Source organism: Amycolatopsis ultiminotia, from assembly GCF_039536925.1.
GTDB lineage: Bacteria > Actinomycetota > Actinomycetes > Mycobacteriales > Pseudonocardiaceae > Amycolatopsis > Amycolatopsis ultiminotia.
This window is the reverse complement of record NZ_BAAAZN010000015.1, coordinates 224,352-242,154: the sequence shown is the minus strand read 5'-3', so window position 1 is coordinate 242,154 and position 17,803 is coordinate 224,352. Positions and strand designations below refer to the sequence as shown.

The 17,803-nt window shown below is 67.9% G+C and carries 18 protein-coding genes and 1 pseudogene; 7 read left to right on the top strand and 12 right to left on the bottom strand.

The window, feature by feature from the left end; genetic code table 11:
• Positions 1–892 precede the first annotated feature (892 nt).
• From ABD793_RS30380 to ABD793_RS30370, 3 genes are read right to left on the bottom strand one after another with little or no spacing between them, the layout of a single operon-like run.
• A complete protein-coding gene (locus tag ABD793_RS30380; protein ID WP_344866155.1) occupies positions 893–1,801 on the bottom strand; it encodes a sigma-70 family RNA polymerase sigma factor in 909 nt (302 codons plus the stop codon).
• Positions 1,798–2,541, bottom strand: a complete 744-nt coding sequence (locus ABD793_RS30375; RefSeq protein ID WP_344866153.1) for a methyltransferase domain-containing protein — start codon at positions 2,539–2,541, stop codon at positions 1,798–1,800. The genes ABD793_RS30380 and ABD793_RS30375 overlap by 4 nt, the downstream gene beginning before the upstream one ends.
• 44 nt (positions 2,542–2,585) lie before the next feature.
• Positions 2,586–3,704: an NAD(P)/FAD-dependent oxidoreductase gene (locus ABD793_RS30370; RefSeq protein ID WP_344866151.1), complete on the bottom strand. Its 1,119-nt coding sequence runs from the start codon at positions 3,702–3,704 to the stop codon at positions 2,586–2,588.
• A 148-nt stretch (positions 3,705–3,852) separates the two neighbouring features.
• Between ABD793_RS30370 and ABD793_RS30365 the strand changes: the two genes are divergently transcribed.
• Complete coding sequence (locus ABD793_RS30365) at positions 3,853–4,416, top strand: cupin domain-containing protein (protein WP_344866149.1); 564 nt, start codon at positions 3,853–3,855, stop codon at positions 4,414–4,416.
• Between the two features lie 31 nt (positions 4,417–4,447).
• On the opposite strand, the gene ABD793_RS30360 is transcribed toward ABD793_RS30365, so the two are convergent.
• Entirely contained in the window at positions 4,448–5,011 is a 564-nt protein-coding gene (locus ABD793_RS30360; RefSeq protein WP_344866147.1) for a TetR/AcrR family transcriptional regulator, read from the bottom strand.
• A 108-nt stretch (positions 5,012–5,119) separates the two neighbouring features.
• Here ABD793_RS30360 and ABD793_RS30355 point away from each other — a divergent pair, with 108 nt between their 5' ends.
• A complete protein-coding gene (locus ABD793_RS30355) occupies positions 5,120–6,022 on the top strand; it encodes an NmrA/HSCARG family protein (protein WP_344866145.1) in 903 nt (300 codons plus the stop codon).
• A gap of 70 nt (positions 6,023–6,092) precedes the next feature.
• Here ABD793_RS30355 and ABD793_RS30350 read toward each other — a convergent pair whose 3' ends face one another.
• Entirely contained in the window at positions 6,093–6,506 is a 414-nt protein-coding gene (locus ABD793_RS30350) for a hypothetical protein (protein WP_344866144.1), read from the bottom strand.
• A 154-nt stretch (positions 6,507–6,660) separates the two neighbouring features.
• Here ABD793_RS30350 and ABD793_RS30345 point away from each other — a divergent pair, with 154 nt between their 5' ends.
• Entirely contained in the window at positions 6,661–7,620 is a 960-nt protein-coding gene (locus tag ABD793_RS30345) for a DUF5937 family protein (protein ID WP_344866142.1), read from the top strand.
• Between the two features lie 306 nt (positions 7,621–7,926).
• On the opposite strand, the gene ABD793_RS30340 is transcribed toward ABD793_RS30345, so the two are convergent.
• From ABD793_RS30340 to ccsB, 5 genes are all read right to left on the bottom strand, one after another.
• Positions 7,927–8,520 carry an SRPBCC domain-containing protein gene (locus tag ABD793_RS30340; protein WP_344866140.1) on the bottom strand — a complete coding sequence of 198 codons (594 nt, stop codon included), beginning with the start codon at positions 8,518–8,520 and terminating at the stop codon, positions 7,927–7,929.
• 267 nt (positions 8,521–8,787) lie between these two features.
• The gene (locus tag ABD793_RS30335; protein ID WP_344866138.1) at positions 8,788–8,931 is read right to left on the bottom strand and encodes a hypothetical protein; all 144 of its coding nucleotides are present in this window, start codon (positions 8,929–8,931) and stop codon (positions 8,788–8,790) included.
• A 454-nt stretch (positions 8,932–9,385) separates the two neighbouring features.
• Positions 9,386–10,939 carry an ABC transporter permease gene (locus ABD793_RS30330; protein WP_344866136.1) on the bottom strand — a complete coding sequence of 518 codons (1,554 nt, stop codon included), beginning with the start codon at positions 10,937–10,939 and terminating at the stop codon, positions 9,386–9,388.
• Positions 10,936–11,823, bottom strand: a complete 888-nt coding sequence (locus ABD793_RS30325) for an ABC transporter ATP-binding protein (protein WP_344866134.1) — start codon at positions 11,821–11,823, stop codon at positions 10,936–10,938. Before ABD793_RS30325 ends, ABD793_RS30330 begins: the two co-directional genes overlap by 4 nt.
• A gap of 172 nt (positions 11,824–11,995) precedes the next feature.
• Positions 11,996–12,868, bottom strand: a complete 873-nt coding sequence (gene ccsB / locus ABD793_RS30320; RefSeq protein ID WP_344866132.1) for a c-type cytochrome biogenesis protein CcsB — start codon at positions 12,866–12,868, stop codon at positions 11,996–11,998.
• 101 nt (positions 12,869–12,969) lie between these two features.
• On the opposite strand from ccsB, the gene ABD793_RS30315 reads away from it, so the two are divergent.
• The 3 genes from ABD793_RS30315 (at position 12,970) to ABD793_RS30305 (ending at position 14,883) form a co-directional block, all read left to right on the top strand.
• Complete coding sequence (locus tag ABD793_RS30315; RefSeq protein WP_344866130.1) at positions 12,970–13,587, top strand: TetR/AcrR family transcriptional regulator; 618 nt, start codon at positions 12,970–12,972, stop codon at positions 13,585–13,587.
• Between the two features lie 18 nt (positions 13,588–13,605).
• Positions 13,606–14,451, top strand: a complete 846-nt coding sequence (locus ABD793_RS30310) for an SDR family NAD(P)-dependent oxidoreductase (protein ID WP_344866128.1) — start codon at positions 13,606–13,608, stop codon at positions 14,449–14,451.
• 222 nt (positions 14,452–14,673) lie between these two features.
• Entirely contained in the window at positions 14,674–14,883 is a 210-nt protein-coding gene (locus tag ABD793_RS30305) for a hypothetical protein (RefSeq protein ID WP_344866126.1), read from the top strand.
• Between the two features lie 57 nt (positions 14,884–14,940).
• On the opposite strand, the gene ABD793_RS30300 is transcribed toward ABD793_RS30305, so the two are convergent.
• Positions 14,941–15,543: a DUF2867 domain-containing protein gene (locus ABD793_RS30300; protein ID WP_344866196.1), complete on the bottom strand. Its 603-nt coding sequence runs from the start codon at positions 15,541–15,543 to the stop codon at positions 14,941–14,943.
• A 27-nt stretch (positions 15,544–15,570) separates the two neighbouring features.
• On the opposite strand from ABD793_RS30300, the gene ABD793_RS30295 reads away from it, so the two are divergent.
• Positions 15,571–16,182 (top strand): TetR/AcrR family transcriptional regulator, encoded by a 612-nt coding sequence (locus tag ABD793_RS30295; protein WP_344866194.1) that lies wholly within the window; start codon positions 15,571–15,573, stop codon positions 16,180–16,182.
• A 63-nt stretch (positions 16,183–16,245) separates the two neighbouring features.
• On the opposite strand, the pseudogene ABD793_RS30290 reads toward ABD793_RS30295, so the two are convergent.
• Positions 16,246–17,622 (bottom strand): annotated as a pseudogene (locus ABD793_RS30290) (NF041680 family putative transposase); the annotation flags it as partial.
• Positions 17,623–17,803: the final 181 nt, after the last annotated feature.

Genomic DNA, 17,803 nt, shown 5'->3' with positions numbered 1-17,803 from the left:
CACGCGGGTCCAGCACACAATCCAGCACGCGATGCACTGGTCACGATGGCGACGAACCAGCCAAGCCCGAGCCCGAACCAGCCACTACCACCAACACAAACATCACGAAGTGTCATTGCAGTACTAAATCGCCAGTGGCACCGGCCGCAGTGACGGCCACAACTTCATTACTCAACGTGATCCTTCCGGGCCAGAGCAAAGCCCCAGCCTTCCATGATCACCAGCCCCACCCGCAAAGACCCGGAGAGTTCCAGCTCCGACCCACCCGGAAGATCCGATCAAGTTCGCGCGAATCACACGCCTCCCGAATCACTCTCTGTCACAGCTCATCGAGCGTGCCGATAACCTTCGCGCCGAATCTTGGCGTGTACCGGCCTTGCCGACACCGATAAGCCGCTGACCAGCAGGTTTAGGTTCGCATCCTGGCTTGCCGGGTGGGCAATCGAGCCAGTGCGCGAACTGTGCGAGCCTTTGCAATGTCCGAAGCAACCTCTTGGTCCAGTCCTGGTCACAGTCAGTCGCCGTGAGCTCTTCGACGTCGGCGCTGAACTCGCTGCGAACAACGTCGAGTTCGGGCGATCAGGTACCCGGCCAGGACGTTGGTAGCGGCGAGCCTGCTTGAACGAGCGAGAACCTCCGAATGGGATGTGGCTTGTCGAAGGCCCACTCCAATTCGGAGGTTCTCGTGTCTCACGGTAGTACGCGGCGGACAGCAACCGCGGAAAGTGTGCCCGCCAAGAGACGGAGCGACTACAAGCCGTCGCCGACGACCTGAGCTCGTTCTTCGGCCCGCGGCTCTGAAACGCCAGCCGAGCTCGAACACCATCTGCATCGAGTGGGTTTCAGATCAAGTGTCCGTCCGCAGTGTATCGATATACGGGTGGGCAACCGCTTATCGGGCTCCGGACAGCTTGTCCGGGTTGGTGATCGAATAGATTCCCGCGATCCGATCGCCTTCCGCGGTGAGGTCGAGGACGACGGCGCCGAGCGGGGTGGCTCCGGAGAAAACCAGTGCGCACGGATCTCCTGCCACCCATCGATAGCGGATGTCCACACCGCCGGGCGGGAGGTGGTTCGCGACGGTGGTGAACACCGCCGCCACGGCGTCGCGCCCGTGTACGGGCCGCAAGGCCACTGCCGGGCCTCGGCCACCGCTGTCGGTCCACAACGTGACATCGGGGGCTAGAATTTCGAGAAGAGCCGGCAGGTCGCCGCCGAGCACGGCGGCGGCGAAGCGCTGGGTTACCTCGGCCCGCATTTCCGGCTCGACCCGGTGACGGCGGTGACGCGAGTGCAGGTGACGTCGAGCGCGCGTGGCCAGCTGTCGTACCGCGACCGGAGACCGGCCGAGGATTTCGCCGATCTCGGTGTGGGCGAAGCCGAATACGTCGTGCAGGACGAAAACCGCGCGCTCGAGCGGCGACAGCGTCTCGAGGACGACAAGCACCGCGGTGGACAGCGCCTCATGTCGTTCGACCGCGCCGGCGGCGTCGTGGGCGGCCACCAAGATCGGCTCGGGCAGCCAGGGCCCGACGTAGGTTTCCCGGCGGCGACTCACCTCAACGCGGCGTGCCAGCGCCTGGTTCGCGGCGGCCCGCACCAGGTAGGCTCGTGCGTTGTCGACGGGTGCGGCGGTCGGGTTGCGATGACGCGCCGCCCACGCCAACCACACTTCCTGCAGCACGTCTTCGGTATCGGCGACGCTGCCCAGCATGTTGTAGACCACGGTGAACAGCAGTTCGCGGTAGCCCAGAAACTGGTCGGTCGCGGCGTCGTCCGCCTGGTCGCGTGGCCGCGTCACGGTCGTGTCCCTTCGCCGGGCCGGGCTTTCTCGGCTTCGAGAATCCAGGCTGCCATCAGTAGCGCGCCGTTGGCGTCGTATTCGAGCTGGATGCCCCGGTCGTGCACGAGGTCGAGGACGCCCTCGGGCAGGGTTCCTCCGGTGATCCGGTCCTGACGCAATGTGGTAATGGCCCATTCCGGGGGCGGAAAGCTTCGGCGCAATTCGGCTTCGCCGATCGGGTAGGGGGTCAGGGAAACCGTCGGGCTGTCGTCGGGGAAGCAGGACATGATCAGCCGACCGCCCGGCTTGGTGACCCGGGTCAGCGCCGCCAGATGTGCCGACCGCTGCTGCGGATCGAGGCAGTGCAGCAACAGGCTGCTGATCACGGTGTCGAACCGGTTGTCGTAGCCGGCCAGATCGGTGGCGTCGGCCACGGCGAACTCGACCCGCACGTGCTGTGCCGCGGCCCTCGACCGGGCTTGCTCGATCGCGCTCGGCGAGACGTCCAGTCCGGTCACCGCGTGGCCCCGGCTCGCGAGGTAGACGGCGTTGTCGCCAGGGCCGCAGCCGATGTCGAGTACCTCACCGGATATCCGTCCGGCTTGTTCGATACGCACCAGGATCGGTTCGGGCGCGCCGGTGTCCCATGGCGGCTTGTCCATGGCGATCCCGTCTGCCAGAGTGCCGTCCCGGTAGACCTTCTCGAAATCGACCGCCGCGGGGTCGACGAGCGGCGCCGTCTTGTCGTTGCCTGCCATCGAATTTTCCTTCCTGGAGTCCTTGGAATCGTTCTGTTTCCGGGTCAGAATGTCGTGGGGAGTGTTGGGTGATGCTGGAACCACAGGGCCGAGCGAACGATCGCTTCCTTGTAGCCGCGTGCCGCCCGACCGGTGAGCACGAACGACCTGGGGCGGTCGCGTTCGTCGACGAACTGGATCAACCCGTCGCGGCGGCCGAGACTCAGGCATTGGTTGAAGTAGCGGAAACGCAAGGGGCGCATGGGCTTTCCCGCCACACGATCGGCGAGCGCCCGGATCGCCTGCTGCGCCGCGGGCACACCGGTCGCGCAGGCCATGCGCAATTCCGTCCCGTCCGCGCAGACGCCCGCCGCAGCATCTCCCACGGCGATGACCTCGGGGTGCGACACCGATCGCAGATAGTGATCGGTGAGCACGCGGCCTCGTTCGTCGACCTCCAGTCCGGCATCGCCCGCCAGGCTCGGCGCCCGGAATCCGGTGGTCCACACCACGGTGTCGGCGGGCAGAACGGTGCGGTCGGTCAGTTCCAGCCCGTCCGGGACGGGGCGTGCGACACGAACATTCGGACGTGGCTCGATACCAAGGCGAGTGAAGACAGCGTCGAGATGCGCACGCCCGCGAGCGGCGAACGCAGCGCCGATTTCGCCGGTGTCAAGAATGCTGACCGCGACATCCGGCCAGGACTCGGCGATCTCGGTGGCGGTTTCGATACCCGTCAGTCCAGCTCCTACGACGGCGACCCGGCGACTGCGCGGCAACCGGTCCCGCAGCGCCAGTGCCTGCGGCAACGTCGAAACACCGTAGGCGCCCGCGACACGGCCCAGCTCGGTGCTGCTGCCGACTGCGAGCACCAGCACGTCGTAGGGCAGAACGCCGCCGGTACCGGCCACCTGCACGGTCCGATGTTCGAGGTCGATACCGGCGGCGGAGCCGAGGACGAACTCGATCCCCGCGGCCGAGGCCAGACCGCTGACCGACACCCGCCGAAGCTCCTGCCCGCTCGCCAGCTGATGCATTCGCACCCGCTCGACGAAACGGTCAACGGGGTTGAGCACCGTGACCTCCGCGCCGACCCACTTGCGTGCGAGAACGGCCGCCGCCATGCCCGCATACCCCGCACCGGCGACAACAACGCGAAGCCGGGCGCTACCGCTTCTGCTCATGCCACCGAAGAGCCGTCCGCACCGCGAAACGTGACATCATCCAGAGTGGTACAAGTCACAAAGCGTTGGCGGTGTCACGTGCGGACGGCGGAGTCGCTCTGTGGTGGCGATCCGGGATTCCCGGCGGCACGCAACGAGAGATACGACGATGGACACGACGAACGATCGCGCACTGCTGGTGCGCCACCAGGAAGCCGAACGCCTGGACACCATGGGTGTCACGCTCTACGCCGACCACGGCACGACCGGCGGTGCGCTCAGCGCGAACCGGACGTACCTCGCGGCCGGAACCGACGGTCCGCCCCCACATTTCCACACCACCTCGGCCGAGGCATTCTATTTGCTCGGCGGAACGCTGCGGGTGCTGGCCGGAACGGATGTGCACATCCTCACCGAGGGCGACTTCCTACTCGTGCCGCCATATCTGCCACATGCATGGGCCGCGCCCGCCGACGCGCCGGCCGACGTGCTGGTGCTCTTCACCCCCGGCCTCGAACGATTCGACTACTTCCGACTCGGCGACCGCATCCGCAGAGGTGAAGCGCACCCGGCCGAAATACTTGACGCCCAGGAGCGATTCGACAACCACTTCGTCGACAGCCCGGTGTGGCGACAGGTTCAGAACGCCGATTTCCGCGCGCCGCTCGACTCAGCCGCACATCGCGCGGATTTCCTCGCCAGCACCGTGTTTCAGGCGCGACAGCCGGACTGACACCGACCGGAGCCCGGCGCCGGACATGCCGTCAGACTCGGATGCCATCGAACACCATGTTCAGCAACGCACCGGCCTGCCGGGGCCCATCCGGTTCACGTTCTGAGGCAAGGGCTATCGCGTTGACGAGTTTCAGCAGCTGCGGCGCGCTCAGGTCGGCGCGGATTTCCCCGCTGTCCTTGGCGCGCCGCACCAGCTCGGTCGCGGCCGCGAATATCGCTTCGCGACACTCGGATTCGGCGGGTGTGCCGATGACTGCGAGCAGCGAAGCCGCGAGGCCGTGCCTGGCGCTGCCCTGCGCGACAAGGGTTTCAAGCCATGCTCGCAGCGCCGCGACGGGAGCGCGGGTGGCGGCGAGGCGATCGGCGCGACGCACGAGCTCTTCGATGTGTTCGCGGAGCACCGCTTCCAGCAAGGTCTGCCTGGTCGGGAAATGGCGGTAGAGCGTCGCATTGCCGACTCCGGCGGCGCGCGCGATGTCGTCCAGCGACGCCTGTGGGCCGTGTTCGGCGAAGGCTTCGATGGCGGATGCGAGGAGGCGCTCGTAGTTGCGCAGCGCGTCGGCGCGGACCGGTTTGCGTGGTATTGGTGTCACGACTCTCCGATTGCAATACGGGGACAGTCCCCGTATTGTAGCCGACAGAAACAGGGACAGTCCCCGTTTAATCGGGCGCCTGCTGCGGCGCCGGTCGAGGAGGATGCGGTGCCGGACATCGTGTTGGTTACCGGAGCCACTGGCGTTCAGGGCGGCGCGACAGCGCGCGCACTATTGGCGGCAGGGTGGCAGGTGCGTGCGTTGGTACGCGATCCGTGCGCGGCGAAAGCCAAAGCGTTGAGCCGGGCGGGCGCGGAGCTGGTACGCGGTGATATGAGCGACCGGGCCACGCTCGACGCGGCGGCCTCGGGTGTGCACGGCGTGTTCAGCGTCCAGCCGACCGCCGGATACCCGGGAACACCGCCCGGCTTCACCGTCGACGACGAACTGAGACTCGGTCGCGCTGTCGCGGATGCCGCGGCAGCGGCAGGGGCCGCTCACTTCGTCTACGCTTCGGTCGGCGCCGCGGACGCCGATCACGGTATCCGGCGTTGGCAGAGCAAGGCGGAATTGGAGCGCTACGCGGCTCGGCTCGGCCTGCCGACCACCGTGCTGCGCCCGGTGCGCTTCATGGAGAACCAGCTCGACTCCCGCTTCGGCCTTCGCGACGGTGTACTCACCGATGTCATTCGCCCCGAGGTGCCGGTGCAGCTGATCGCCGGTGCGGACATCGGCGCTTTCGCCGCACTGGCTTTCGCTCGTCCCGGCGAATACCTCGGCGCCACCGTGGAACTCGCCGGCGACGAATTGACCATGCCCGAAATTGCGGCAGCGATGAGCCGTCACCTGGGGCGCCCGATCGAATACCGTGCGATCCCACGCGAAGCACTGTCCGGGAAAGATCCCGACGTCCTCGCCGGCTACCGATTTGCCAATCAGGGCGGCGGCTGGCACGCCGACATCGCGGCCCGTCGGCATGCCCACCCCCGGCTCCTGGACTTCGACACCTGGCTGGAACGCGAAGCAACACAGCAGCAAGAGCGGCTTCCTGTTGCACCCCGTGCCGAGTGAGACTTCGGTCGCATCCGGGTTAAGATTCGCGCCACGTTCGGCACGCGTGAACCTCTGGCGAAGAGCGTTCTCAGTATCCGGTGCCGTCGCCGATGGAGACCCAGTTGCTGGGTTTTCCGCAGCCGTAGGGCGCGCTGCCGTTGTTGGAGAGGCACGCCTTGATCTGGATCCGTCCCTGTTCGGAGAGGTTGTAGTTGCAGACCTTCTCCACACCACCGCCTTGGCTGTTTTTGCACGTCCCGGATCGGCCGTAATCGGTTTTCCAGACCACCACGATGCTGCGGCCGTCCACGTCCTGATCGGCTGCCAGAATCCGGTCTCCGTCGTGGTCGAACTTTCCGTAGCCTGCCCACTTGTCGGTGGTCCGGACCTCCCAGATCGGCCAGCTGCTCGCGGCCGCGGGCGCAGCGGTGTACACCGGCAGCGCCAGTGCGGCCATCCCGAGCGCGGCCGCCGCGGCACCGATACGTCTACGCTTGATCATGCTTGCTCCTCGAGGAGGTGTTTCCCACTGTGGCTCCGCTCAGCCGCCGCGTTCCCGGCGTCGGCGATACAGCCATTGAACGAGGCGCATGCGCTGTTGTGAACAGGATTCGAGGAGGTTCGAAGGGTGCGAACCTCCTGGCACGGGGGGATCGATGATCAGGTTGCGGCTGACGTCGCGGGCGCTCGGTTCGACGCGCTTCGCTGTTTCACCGATGATGGAGACGGCGGTCGCGCTGCAGTATCCGTGGTCCGCGCCGAGAACCGGTCAAGCGCGCCCGGCATGGGCCCGGGCAGCGTGCGATCCCCGATCCTGGGCGCAGTTGCGCTGTCTGCCCGAGTTGCTCAACGGCGGCGGAGCCAGTATCGCCACCGGAGAGCACGAACCGGCGTATCGGATCCCCGAACCGCTGCTGCGGCTGCTTGACGAAATGTCGCCAAGCCCGGTGCGCTCGCCGCTCGGTGCGGTTCTGCGGGCGGTCCACCGGGCGGTACTCGTTCCCGGCGGCACGGCTGTCCAGGCGCTGGCGGCGGATTTCGAAACCTTCTTCGAGCTGTGTCTTGCTCAGCACTGGAGTGCGATCGAGCCTCGTCTCGAGGCCGACATCCTCGAACGCTCGCGTCTTCTCGCGCGCGGTGGGCTTGCCGCCACCCTCGCTACTCTGCACCCCACGGTGGGGTACCGGAGCGGCGTGCTTTCCATCACGCACGAAATCGAACTCGACGCCGACTGGGACCACGGACTGACGTTGGTGCCGTCCGCTTTGGCTCGCCGTTGTTTCGTGGCGCTCGACCACCGCGAACGATTCCGGCTGTGCCTCGTCTACCCGGCCGCGGCCCGGATCACCGAACCGGCGGAGCAGGATGGCGTGCTCGGCGACGTGGTCGGGCACACTCGGCTGCGTCTGCTGCGCGGCATCGAGATCCCCTCCACCACGGCGGGCCTGGCGCAGCGGCACCACCTCAGCCCGTCCACCGTTTCCTACCACCTCGGACGACTCCACCGGGCCGGGCTGCTGGCGCGCTACCGCGACGGCGGCAGTGTCCTGTATCGCCGCACACCGGAAGCCGACCGGCTTCTGGCCGGCGGCGTCACTCCGGCGATACGGGTCTGAGCCAACCGTTATCGATGCGCACAGCGCAGCGATCCACGCGACAACGCCGTCAGATGTCGAACGCCGGGATCGACGTTCGTGCCCGGCCAGCGTCTGACGCCGTGCGGAGTCGGCCATCGACGAACCGGGGCGTCCCGCCCCCGCGCTGCGGGAGCGGACTCTGGTTGATGTAGCGGTCCCGCGCATCTGCCGTGGCCGATCGGGTCCGGGGCGGGTTGCGGATCCCTTTTTCGGTTCCGGATCGCGATCCGCGACTCGAGACCGATCAAGCCGAGAGCCGCTGGCGGAAGCGACTCCGCTTGCGGATCAAGGGTGTTCTCCCTCTTCGCCAAGCAGCGGAGGGCTGGCCGGCGGGAGCCGATGGCCGGATCGCCGACCAGACTCCAGCGTCGCGGCGAGGCCGTTGAGACGCAGGCCCGTGGCGCCGCGCAGGTGTGGGAGATCCGCGCTGCCGTCGCCGGTGCGGGTCAGGAATACGGCTTGCTCGGTCCAGGTCAGGGTGCTGCCGTCCTCCTCGCCGTCGGCGAGGAGGACGGTGACCAGCGAGGTCCATCGCAGGATGTCGTCGACGCTCGACGCGTAGGTGAACACGATCCGTCGGTTCTCGACGATATCGAGGTAGCGGGAGCGGTACGCGAGTTGTTCGGGGTCGGAGTCCGGCATGGTGAAGGTGCTGCGTGCGTGTTCGCCGCTGTCGACGCGGAATTCGTGCCTGTAGCTGACTCCGGAGCCGGGCAGCCGGTGCCAGCGCTGCCGTATTTGATTGTCCGCGAACGCGGTGAATACTTCCCTGCGCGGTGCGTCGAGATTTCGGGTGATTACGAAGGTGTCGTGCCGGACATCCAGCGCGGGATGTGCAGCCTGCGGGCTGTCGTCGGCCGGGGTGCTTGGTGTCGGCATGTTGTCTCCTGTCTGCGGTCCTGCCGCGGGTCGGCTTCGCCGTCTCGTCAATCCGGGCGGGGCGGACGGGTGGATCGCCCGCCCCGCGGTGTGCGGGAAGGGGTCGGGAGCGAAGCGGCCGCGGAATGCCGCCCAGCCGTCGATCTCTCGGTTGCTTCAGCAGAAAGGGCTTCTTCGCGTCCGATCGCGAAAGCAGGTCAGCCTTGCCCGGCACGTACCGGATGCCCTGCCCGGTGACCGCTGCCGGGCGTTCGCTCAGCAGGTACGTCACGAGAGGTACGACGCGCTCGGGCGAATCCGCGGGATCGCTGGCGCCTGGGGATCCGCCGCCATGCGGGTCCACGCCACCGGGCACACCACGTCGACCCGGATGTCGGCCTCGGCCAGCTCGAGAACTGATGCGACCGACATCGACACAGCCGCGCTCCTGGACGCGGAGCACGCCGCCGCGTTCGGCTGCCCCACCGCCGGCATCAGCCGTCGAAGGCATGGTTGCCGAATCGCGTGCGAGCGTCGGGTATTCCGCCCGGCCGCCTGCGGATACGGTCATCCGGCCCGCCCGCATGAGCCCCGGCCGTTGCAACGACCGTAGCGCTGATATTTCGGCTGAGGCCGGCCTGGCGCCGATGTGCGCAGCGCCGCTTCCCGGGCTTTCCGGATGCTTCGCTGCGCCGGAAGACGCACGCACAGGCGGGAACACCGAGCAGACGGCGGCTTTGGTTCCCTGCGCCCAGCCGGCGCCGGCACCGTAGCGCTCCCCGCCGTGGTGTTCGAGGCAGGTTTGAGGTCGGAGTAGAGCCGTTTGTGGTCGCGCGGTGACGTGAAGGCGCTTTCGGGCACCAGGGACAAGACAGGGAGCGCCCGTTCAACCGATATCCCTCCGCCGTACTCCGAGCAGTCCCGCGGCGCTGAGGGCCACAGCGACCAGGAGCGGGATGGTCATCGAGCTGAAGGTGAGTGGTGTTCCGAGCAGGATCCGGGGTGTGTGGCTGAATGGCGAGATGTCCAGCAGGTTCTTGTTCACCTGGCCGAACTCGTATGCCAGCTCCAGTGCCAGGAAGGCACCGAGCACGAGCCACGACACCGGGATTGCGGCTTTGGGCAGCAGCCCGACCAGGGCCAGTGCGATCCCGGCTGTGATCCATACCGCGGGCAACCACACCAGTGCGGCGCCGAGCAATCGCGGCACCTCGCCGCTGATGTCGCCGACGCTCGCGCCGTAGGTGAGCCCGGAGGCGACGCCGACTGCCGCGAGCATCACCACGGAACCGGTCAGCGCGACCGCCACATGCGCGCCTGCCCACCGGTACCGAGAGGGCGCGGTCGCCAGCAGCAGCTCGGCGAGCCCGTTGCCCTCCTCGGTGCGCAGGCTCAGCATCGTCATGATCGTGAACGCGGTGACAGCCTGGCTCAGCACGAGAAAGGTGAACGAGAACAACGCATTCGCGCCGGAGAACAAACCGGAGACCTGCTCGGCCGCGTCACGAGCCGACCCGCCGAGCAACGCACCGACAGCGGCGCAAGCCACCGCCCAGGCGAGCACCGCGCCGCGGCGCGTCCGCCAGGTGAGCGCGAACATGCCACGCAACGCGGATGAGGCCGACGGCGGTCCGGGGCGTGCCGGGATCAGGCCTGCACCATTGTCGCGGCGCGCGGCGAGGAAATAGGCGATGGTTGTTGCCGCCATCGCGAATCCCGCGAAGAGCAGGAGCACCCACCACCGGTCCCCGGTGAACGCGCGACTCAGCCGAGCCCAGCCGAACGGGGACAGCCAGGAGGCGGCGCCGTTGCCGCTGTCACCGATGGCGCGCAGCAGGAACAGCACCGCGAGCGCGGCGAACGCGAGCCCGCGCGCCGCACCGGCGCCGGCGGTCATCTGGGCCGCGATACCGGCCACCGCGGCGATCGCGATACCGGTCCCGGCCGTGGACAGGCCGAGTACCAAGCCGCCGCCGAAGGGCAGGCCGATCCCGGTCAGCGCGGCCGCCAGCACCAGCGCGACGACGAGGTTCGCGCCGACGACGACGGACAGTGCGGCGGTCAGTCCGGCGTGCCTGCCGAGCACCGTCGAACCGAGCAACTCGCGTCGTCCGGTTTCTTCTTCGACGCGGGTGTGCCGGATGACCAGAAACAGGCTTGCCACACCGGCGATCAGTGCCCCGGCCATCCCGGTCCCCCAGGCCGTGACCCCGCCCAGCGTGGGGGCGTAGATCAGGCCGCGCATCGCGACCTCGGCCGGGTTGCCCAGCGCTTCCTCGGTGTAGCGGCGCAGCTCGTCCGATGTCCGATACAGATTCGCCGCACCTGTCGCCACCCCGGAGGGCACCACCACCGCGAGCACGATCCACAACGGCAGAATGAAGCGATCCCGCCGGAGGATCAGGCGGACGAGCGAGCGGGCCCCGGTCAGCTCGCTCATGACGCCACCTCGTAGTGCCGCAGGAACAGTGTCTCCAGGGTCGGTGGATGGGTGGTGAGCGCGCGGACCCCCAGTGTGGTCAGCACAGCCAGTAGCTGGCTGAGTGCGCTGTCGTCGACCTCGCAGCGTACGTGCGTGCCCTCGATGGCGAGGTCGTGGACGCCGGGGATTTCCAGGAGTTCTCCCGGCGCGTCGGCGACTTCCGCCGTCACCGAAGTGCGGGCCAGATGCCGCAGGTCGGCGAGGCTGCCGTCATCCACCACCCGGCCCGAGCGGATGATCGTGACCCGGTCGCAGAGCGCTTCGACCTCAGCGAGAATGTGACTGGAGAGCAGCACGGTGCGGCCGGTCTCGCGAGCCTGAAGGACCGCTTGCTGGAACACCGCCTCCATCAACGGGTCGAGCCCGGTGGTTGGTTCGTCGAACACCAGCAGGTCCACTTCGGACGCCAGCGCCGCGACCAGTGCCACCTTCTGCCGGTTGCCCTTGGAGTAGGTCCGGCCCTTCTTGGTGGTGTTCAGCTCGAACTGCTCGACCAGCTCGTCGCGGCGCTGCTGGTCCAACCCGCCCCGCATCCGGCCGAGTACATCGATGATCTCCCCGCCGGAAAGATCGGGCCACAAGGTCACGTCTCCCGGCACATAGGCCAGCCGCCGGTGCAGCCGGACCGCGTCGCGCCACGGATCGCCGCCCAGCAGGCGCGCGGTGCCGGCGTCGGCGCGCAGCAAGCCCAGCACGATCCGCAGGGTGGTGGACTTCCCCGCTCCGTTGGGACCGAGAAACCCGTGGATATCCCCGGTTCGCACCGTCATCGTCAGGCCGTCGAGCGCCCGCGTCCTGCCGAAGGACTTCCGAATGTCCTGGAGCGCCAGTGCCTCGGTCATCGTCGTTCGCCTCCTGACGAACAGTGCTTCCCGCGCCCGCGCGCCTGGTGGTGCGCCGCTGTTCCGGCATCGTTTGCAGATCTCACGCGACAGACTATACGTATGACCAGTATCCAGGTCAAATGTATATGCGCCGAGTTGTCCGACAGGATTCCCGGTCCACTGCAGCGGATCAGTTCACGCCGGCGTAGGAGTGCAGACCGGAGGTGACGAGGTTGATGAAGATGAGGTTGAACAGCAGGACAGCAAGGCCGAGCACGTTCAGCACCGCGGCGCGCGTGCCGCGCCAGCCCGCGGTCGCCCGTGCGTGCAGGTACGCCGCATACATCACCCAGGCGACGAAGGAGGTGACCTCCTTGGGATCCCACCCCCAGAACCGGCCCCAGGCCGACTCCGCCCACACCGCGCCGCAGATGACCGCGAAGGTGAACAGCGGAAACCCGATGATCGTGGCACGGTAGGCAACCTTGTCCAGCGTGTCGGACCGCGGCAGTTTCGACCGCGGGCGCACGGCCCGCACGAGGTACAGGATGCTGGCGATACCGGGCACCACCAGCGCGCCGGTGGCCGCGGCGGCGGTGGTGACGTGGATGATCAGCCAGTACGACTGGAGGGCGGGCGGCACCGGGGCGACGTGGGCATAGAACACCTTGCCGTCGAGCACCATCAGCCCGGCGACCGGCAACAGCGCCCAGACGGCCATGTGCCGCACCGGAAACCGGTTCGCGACGACGAGCCACGCGGCCGCGGTCACGAGCGTGATCATCATGACGTACTCGTAAAGGTTGCCCAACGGCCACCGGTGCGCGGCGATCCCGCGGCATGCCACGGCCACCGCGTGCAACCCGACACCGAGCCAGGTCAGCGCCAGTCCCATCCGGCCGACGCGGTCGTCCCGCACGGACGATTCCGCCGCCGGAGCGCCGACGGTGACCGGATGCCTCGCCATCGCCGTCGACACGGCGGCGAACACCATCGCCAGCAGGTAGACGCCCGTCGCCGACAGGAACGACCAATCACTGACGGACGAGACGGTGAAGCCCACACCAACCCCCTGAGACGACGTGCCACGCCACGACCCGGAACGAGCAGCCCCTGCCGACCCCCGGCCCGGCAGGGGCTGGTCAGTTGTATATCATACTGGTCATGCGACCAGTCGAGGATCTCACTGCCCGTGCGCGCATCCGCGACGCCGCGCTGGCCTTGTTCGCCGAGCACGGCCCCGGGGGTGCCAGCATGCGCAAGGTCGCCGAGCGGGCGGGAGTGTCACTCGCGCTGGTCCAGTACCACTTCGGGAACAAGGCCGGTTTGCGTCAGGCCTGCGACGAGCACGTGGTCGAGTTCATCCGCGCCACGCTGACAGGTGCGGTCGAGGAGGACCGGCTCGGCGACCCGGACTTCACCGCGGGCGCCCATCGCGCGGGCGCGACCGTCTTCCGCTACCTGGGCCGGGCACTGGCGAACGGTTCACCGGCGACCGACGCGCTGTTCGACGAGCTGGTCGGCATCACCGAGCACTATCAGCGACACCGCGGTGGTCGGCGCGACGATCCCCGCGCCGAGGCCGCGGTGTTCGTCGCGATGCGGCTGGGGATCTATGCGTTGCAGGAACATCTGACCCGTGCGCTCGGGGTCGACGCGGCAGGACCGGAAGGTCTCGCCCGGATCGCCGCCGCGCAACTGGCGATCATCGAGCCCGGCTTCCTCGGCGAGGAGACGGTCGAGAAGGCACGCAAGGGCCTGGGTACACGGCGAAAGTCCTGACGAGGAAAGGATTTCTCCGTGGACGCACTGGCGGGAAAGGTGGTCGTCGTCACCGGCGCGGGCCGTGGCCTGGGGCGCGCGTATGCGCTGCACGCCGCGCGGTCCGGGGCGCGTGTGGTGGTCAACGACGTCGACGAACAGGTCGCCGGGGAAGTCGCGGCGCTGATCACCGGGAAGGGCGGGCAGGCTCTCGTGAGTGGCGCCTCGGTCTCCGATCCCGGCCAGGCGGCGGCGCTGATCGACCGGTGTGTCAGCGGGTTCGGTGGCCTCGACGGGCTCGTGAACAACGCCGGGGTGCGTTACCGGGCACCGGCCTGGGCCGATGACGCCGCGCGGATGCGGGCATTGATCGAGGTCAACGTGCTCGGCTCGCTGTACTGCGGGACGGCAGCGGCCCGCGTGATGCGGGAACGGAGCGGGGGTTCGATCGTGAACATGGCCTCGCTCTCCGCGGTCGGGCAGCCGAACGCGGCGGCGTACTCCGCGTCCAAGGGGGCCGTCGTGTCGATGTCGGTCGCCTGGGCGGTGGAACTGGCCGAGGCGGGCATCCGGGTCAACGCGGTGTGCCCGGTGGCGTGGACCCGCATGGCCCAGGCCGATCCGCGGGCGCCCAGCGATCCCACCGACGCGCCCGATCGGATTGCTCCCCTGGTGACGTACCTGCTGAGCGACCGGGCGGACGCGGTCACAGGGCAGGTCGTGCGGTACGTGCGGGGAAAGGCGTACCTGCTTTCACAGCTGGCCGTGAAGAAACCCGTTCTACTGAAGGAAACCTGGGAGGTCGACGACTGGGCGGCCGCCTTCCGTGACGACCTCGCGCCGGAACCCTTTCCCGTGCACCGCGCGGTAGCCGATCCACCATGAAATGGAGCGCCGGTGTGGCTGTGTTCATGCCGGGCGTGAACCTCGCGGGCGCGCCCGCGAACGCCTCGGATCGGGTGCTCTCGGCAATGCGTCCGGACATCTCGACCGTGGTCCGCCGGCGGCCGACTGGGACGAAATCGACCTGGCCGAGCAGGGCTCCTGGTCCGCGAGTTGCCGCGGGTCTGCGCGACCGGCGCGTTGGTGAAGGTCTGCTACCAGGCGATGGGTGACTACATCTTCGTCGAGGACCTGGTTGCCGACGGCAATCCCGTCTCGGTGAACTGGCGGATTCCGAGCGCCGGACGCTCCGGGCAGTGCATCACCAGTCTCGGCAAAGGTGCCTCGGCATTCTGCAACAAGAACTTTCCCGAGCACACGACGATTGTCTTCACGGACAATTCGGCCAGCCTGAAGCTGCAAACTACGACGTAGCCGCGTGCGGTTCGTGCGCCGGACCCTCTTCCACGGCGAAGATTCCGGCGCGGGCGTTCACGGCGACACTCGCCGGGCGGTGCGATCGAGCCAGGCCTGCTCCCAGCGCCGGGTCAGTGCGGGATAAACGATCCCGTAGCGGAACGGGGCGATGACAGCCATGTAGAGCCGTCCGAACAGGCCATTGGGTTTGACAAGTACGGCCATCCGCAGCTCGTGGTCACCGTTGTCGCCAGGCGCCCAGCCGAGGTGCATCACCGTGTGCACGGTCTTGTTCGCCAGCTCGCGGGCGCTCTCGGAGTGCAGTTCGTAGACGGCCTTGAGCGGCAGGCTCTCGTCATCGGCGCCGCGGCGCGCGGCGCGCAAGTCCGCGGGCAGCCGGTCACGCAGTGAGCTCACCCGCCTCCCGACGCCGGCCGAGGGTTTGTCCCAGCCCAGCAAAGCGCCCAGCCTCCAGCGCAGGGCGAAGAGAAACCGCACCGGCGCCGGTTGTGCGCGCAGGCTCCCACCGGTGTGCATCGCGTCGAGCATGAGCGGGAAGTTATCCGGCCCGGCACCGGGTGTGCGAAAGGACCAAACGTCTTCGACAGTGAAATCACTCGTGAACTCGTGGATGCGCCACGGTTGACCGGTGTAGGCCTGTTTGGGAAGTCGTGCCATGACATCCTCCGATATATACGGCTCCGTATGCTTTATATGTACGGTAGCGTATGCATCACTGTCGAGCAAGGAGGTGGCCGGATTCCTGCCGTAGTCCGCACAACGAAAGCCCGCTGGATCGAGGCGGGGCTCGAAGCCCTTGCCGAGGGCGGCCCCGATGCGGTCCGCGTGGAGCAGCTGGCCGTCAGGCTCGGCGTGACCAAAGGGGGTTTTTACGGGTGCTTCGCTGGCCGTACCGCACTGCTGGCGGAGCTTCTCGACGAGTGGGAACGTCGCAGTACCAGGGACGTCATCGCCCAGACGACCGCGGAAGATGTCGACGCCGCGGAACGGATCCGGCGCGCCGGGCAGCTGACCTCCTCCGAGGCTCTGCACCGGATCGATCTCGCCGTGCGGACTTGGGCCCGGCATGACGAGTCGGTCGCCGCGCGGTTGCGGCGGATCGACAACGAGCGCATGGACTTCCTGCGCACGATGTTCGCGACGTTCGTCGACGATCCCGACGAGGTCGAAGCCCGCAGCACATTGATGTTCGCGCTGGCGATCGGCCGCCAGTTCATCGCCGCCGACCACCCGGACCACTCCAAGCGCGAGATCGTCCAGCTCGCCGCGGAGTACGTGCTGCGCCCGCTCACCTGAGCTTGTTGTTTGACCTGTGTGGTTGCGGTGTTGTTCGGGGGTGAGGTTTCGTTTGGTGGTTTTGCCGACCTCGTAACGGCTTGTTGGGTGGCGATTGGTTGTGCCGGGCGGGCGTCCGGGACCGGGTCGGGAGGGTTTCGGTGTGGTTGCGGGGCGGGCGGTCGTCGGGTGGAGGTTGCGAAACCCTCGCCGAACCCGGGCAGGGGTTAGCCGACGGGGTTCGGCGACTCGTTTCTCCCAGGGGCGGCGGTGGTCCTCGACGAGTGGGCGGGCCAGCCGTAGTTGAGCGTGGACGGTCAGGATCAGCCAGGTCCAGCGGTCTGCTGACTCGGGTGCGCGCAGCTTCGGGCGGGTCCATCCGAGGGTTTGCTTGAACAGCCGGAAGGTGTGCTCGAGATCGAATCGCCGCAGGAACACCTGCCACAGCAGGTCAATCAGCTCGGCATTGGCGTCGGTGACCGAGGACCATAGCCAGACCGGCTTGGGGTCCCGGTCGCCGGGCAGGTGCTCGACGTGCAGTCGGATCAGTGTTCCTTCGACCAGCGGCAGTTCTCCGTCGTGATCGAGCCAGGGGCCGCGGTGGGTCAGGCGTGGGTGCAGCCGGTCCCATGCCTGGGCTTGGGCGTGTCCGTGGCGGGTGGTGTCGGTGTGGGTGGCGTGATCGGGGATGTGCCGGCTGGCGGAGTCTGCCAAGGCGAACACGCCGCCGTGCTTGCGCGGGCGCCCGTTGGCGCCGGGGGTCCGGGGCGGCGCGGGCCGCAGCATCACCCGGTCGGAGCGGATCCTGCCGACCACCTCCACGGGCAGATCGGCCAGGACGAACGCCAGCCGGGTTACGTCGTAGCCCGCATCGGCCACGATCAGGATGCTGGAATCGCCCTCGCGCCAGTGGCCGGCGTCGATGATCCGGTCCGCTACGTCGCGGAGTTGGGCGGCGGTGACCGCGGTGGCATCGTCGGCAGGCCGGAGCCGGACCGCGTCCAGGAGTGCTGTCCATGAAGTGCGGCCGGTTTCCAGCGCAGCGACGAAGGAGTACGGCCAGCCGGGGATCATCTGGGCTTGGCCCTTGCCGCGGGCGTAGGTGTGGCAGAACAGCCGCTCGGGGCTGCATGCCGCATCCGGACGCAGCCAGTGCGACACGTCCACGGCCAGCACGATCCGCCCGTTCGCGGCACGAGGCACGGGCAGGCATGCCAGGACGGTGCGCAACCGGTCGGTCTCGACGCGGCCGTGGTTGATCGCGTCGTAGCCGGCGCCGTGCCCACGCCGATGCTCAGGCGTCAAGGACAGTTCAGCCGGACTGGCCACCGGCCCAGGGGCGCACAGCACCGCATCAGCCAGCTCGAACAACGCGCCCGCCCGACCCGCCAGGCAGCCAAAGAACCGCTGACGAAACCCGGAGAGGTCCCCGGATGCACCGGCCCGGCCGGTGTCCTGCACACTGATCAACTGAAGCCCTTGGTTGTGATCTTCCTTCTGTCGCAAGAAGAATGATCAACCAAGGGCTTCACCCATGATCAACCGGGCCACGCACCAGCATCACCTGGTCAAACAACAAGCTGAGGCCGGGCCGCACTTTCCGGACTGCGCGACGGGGCGCCTCTACTGCCGCTCCGCAAAC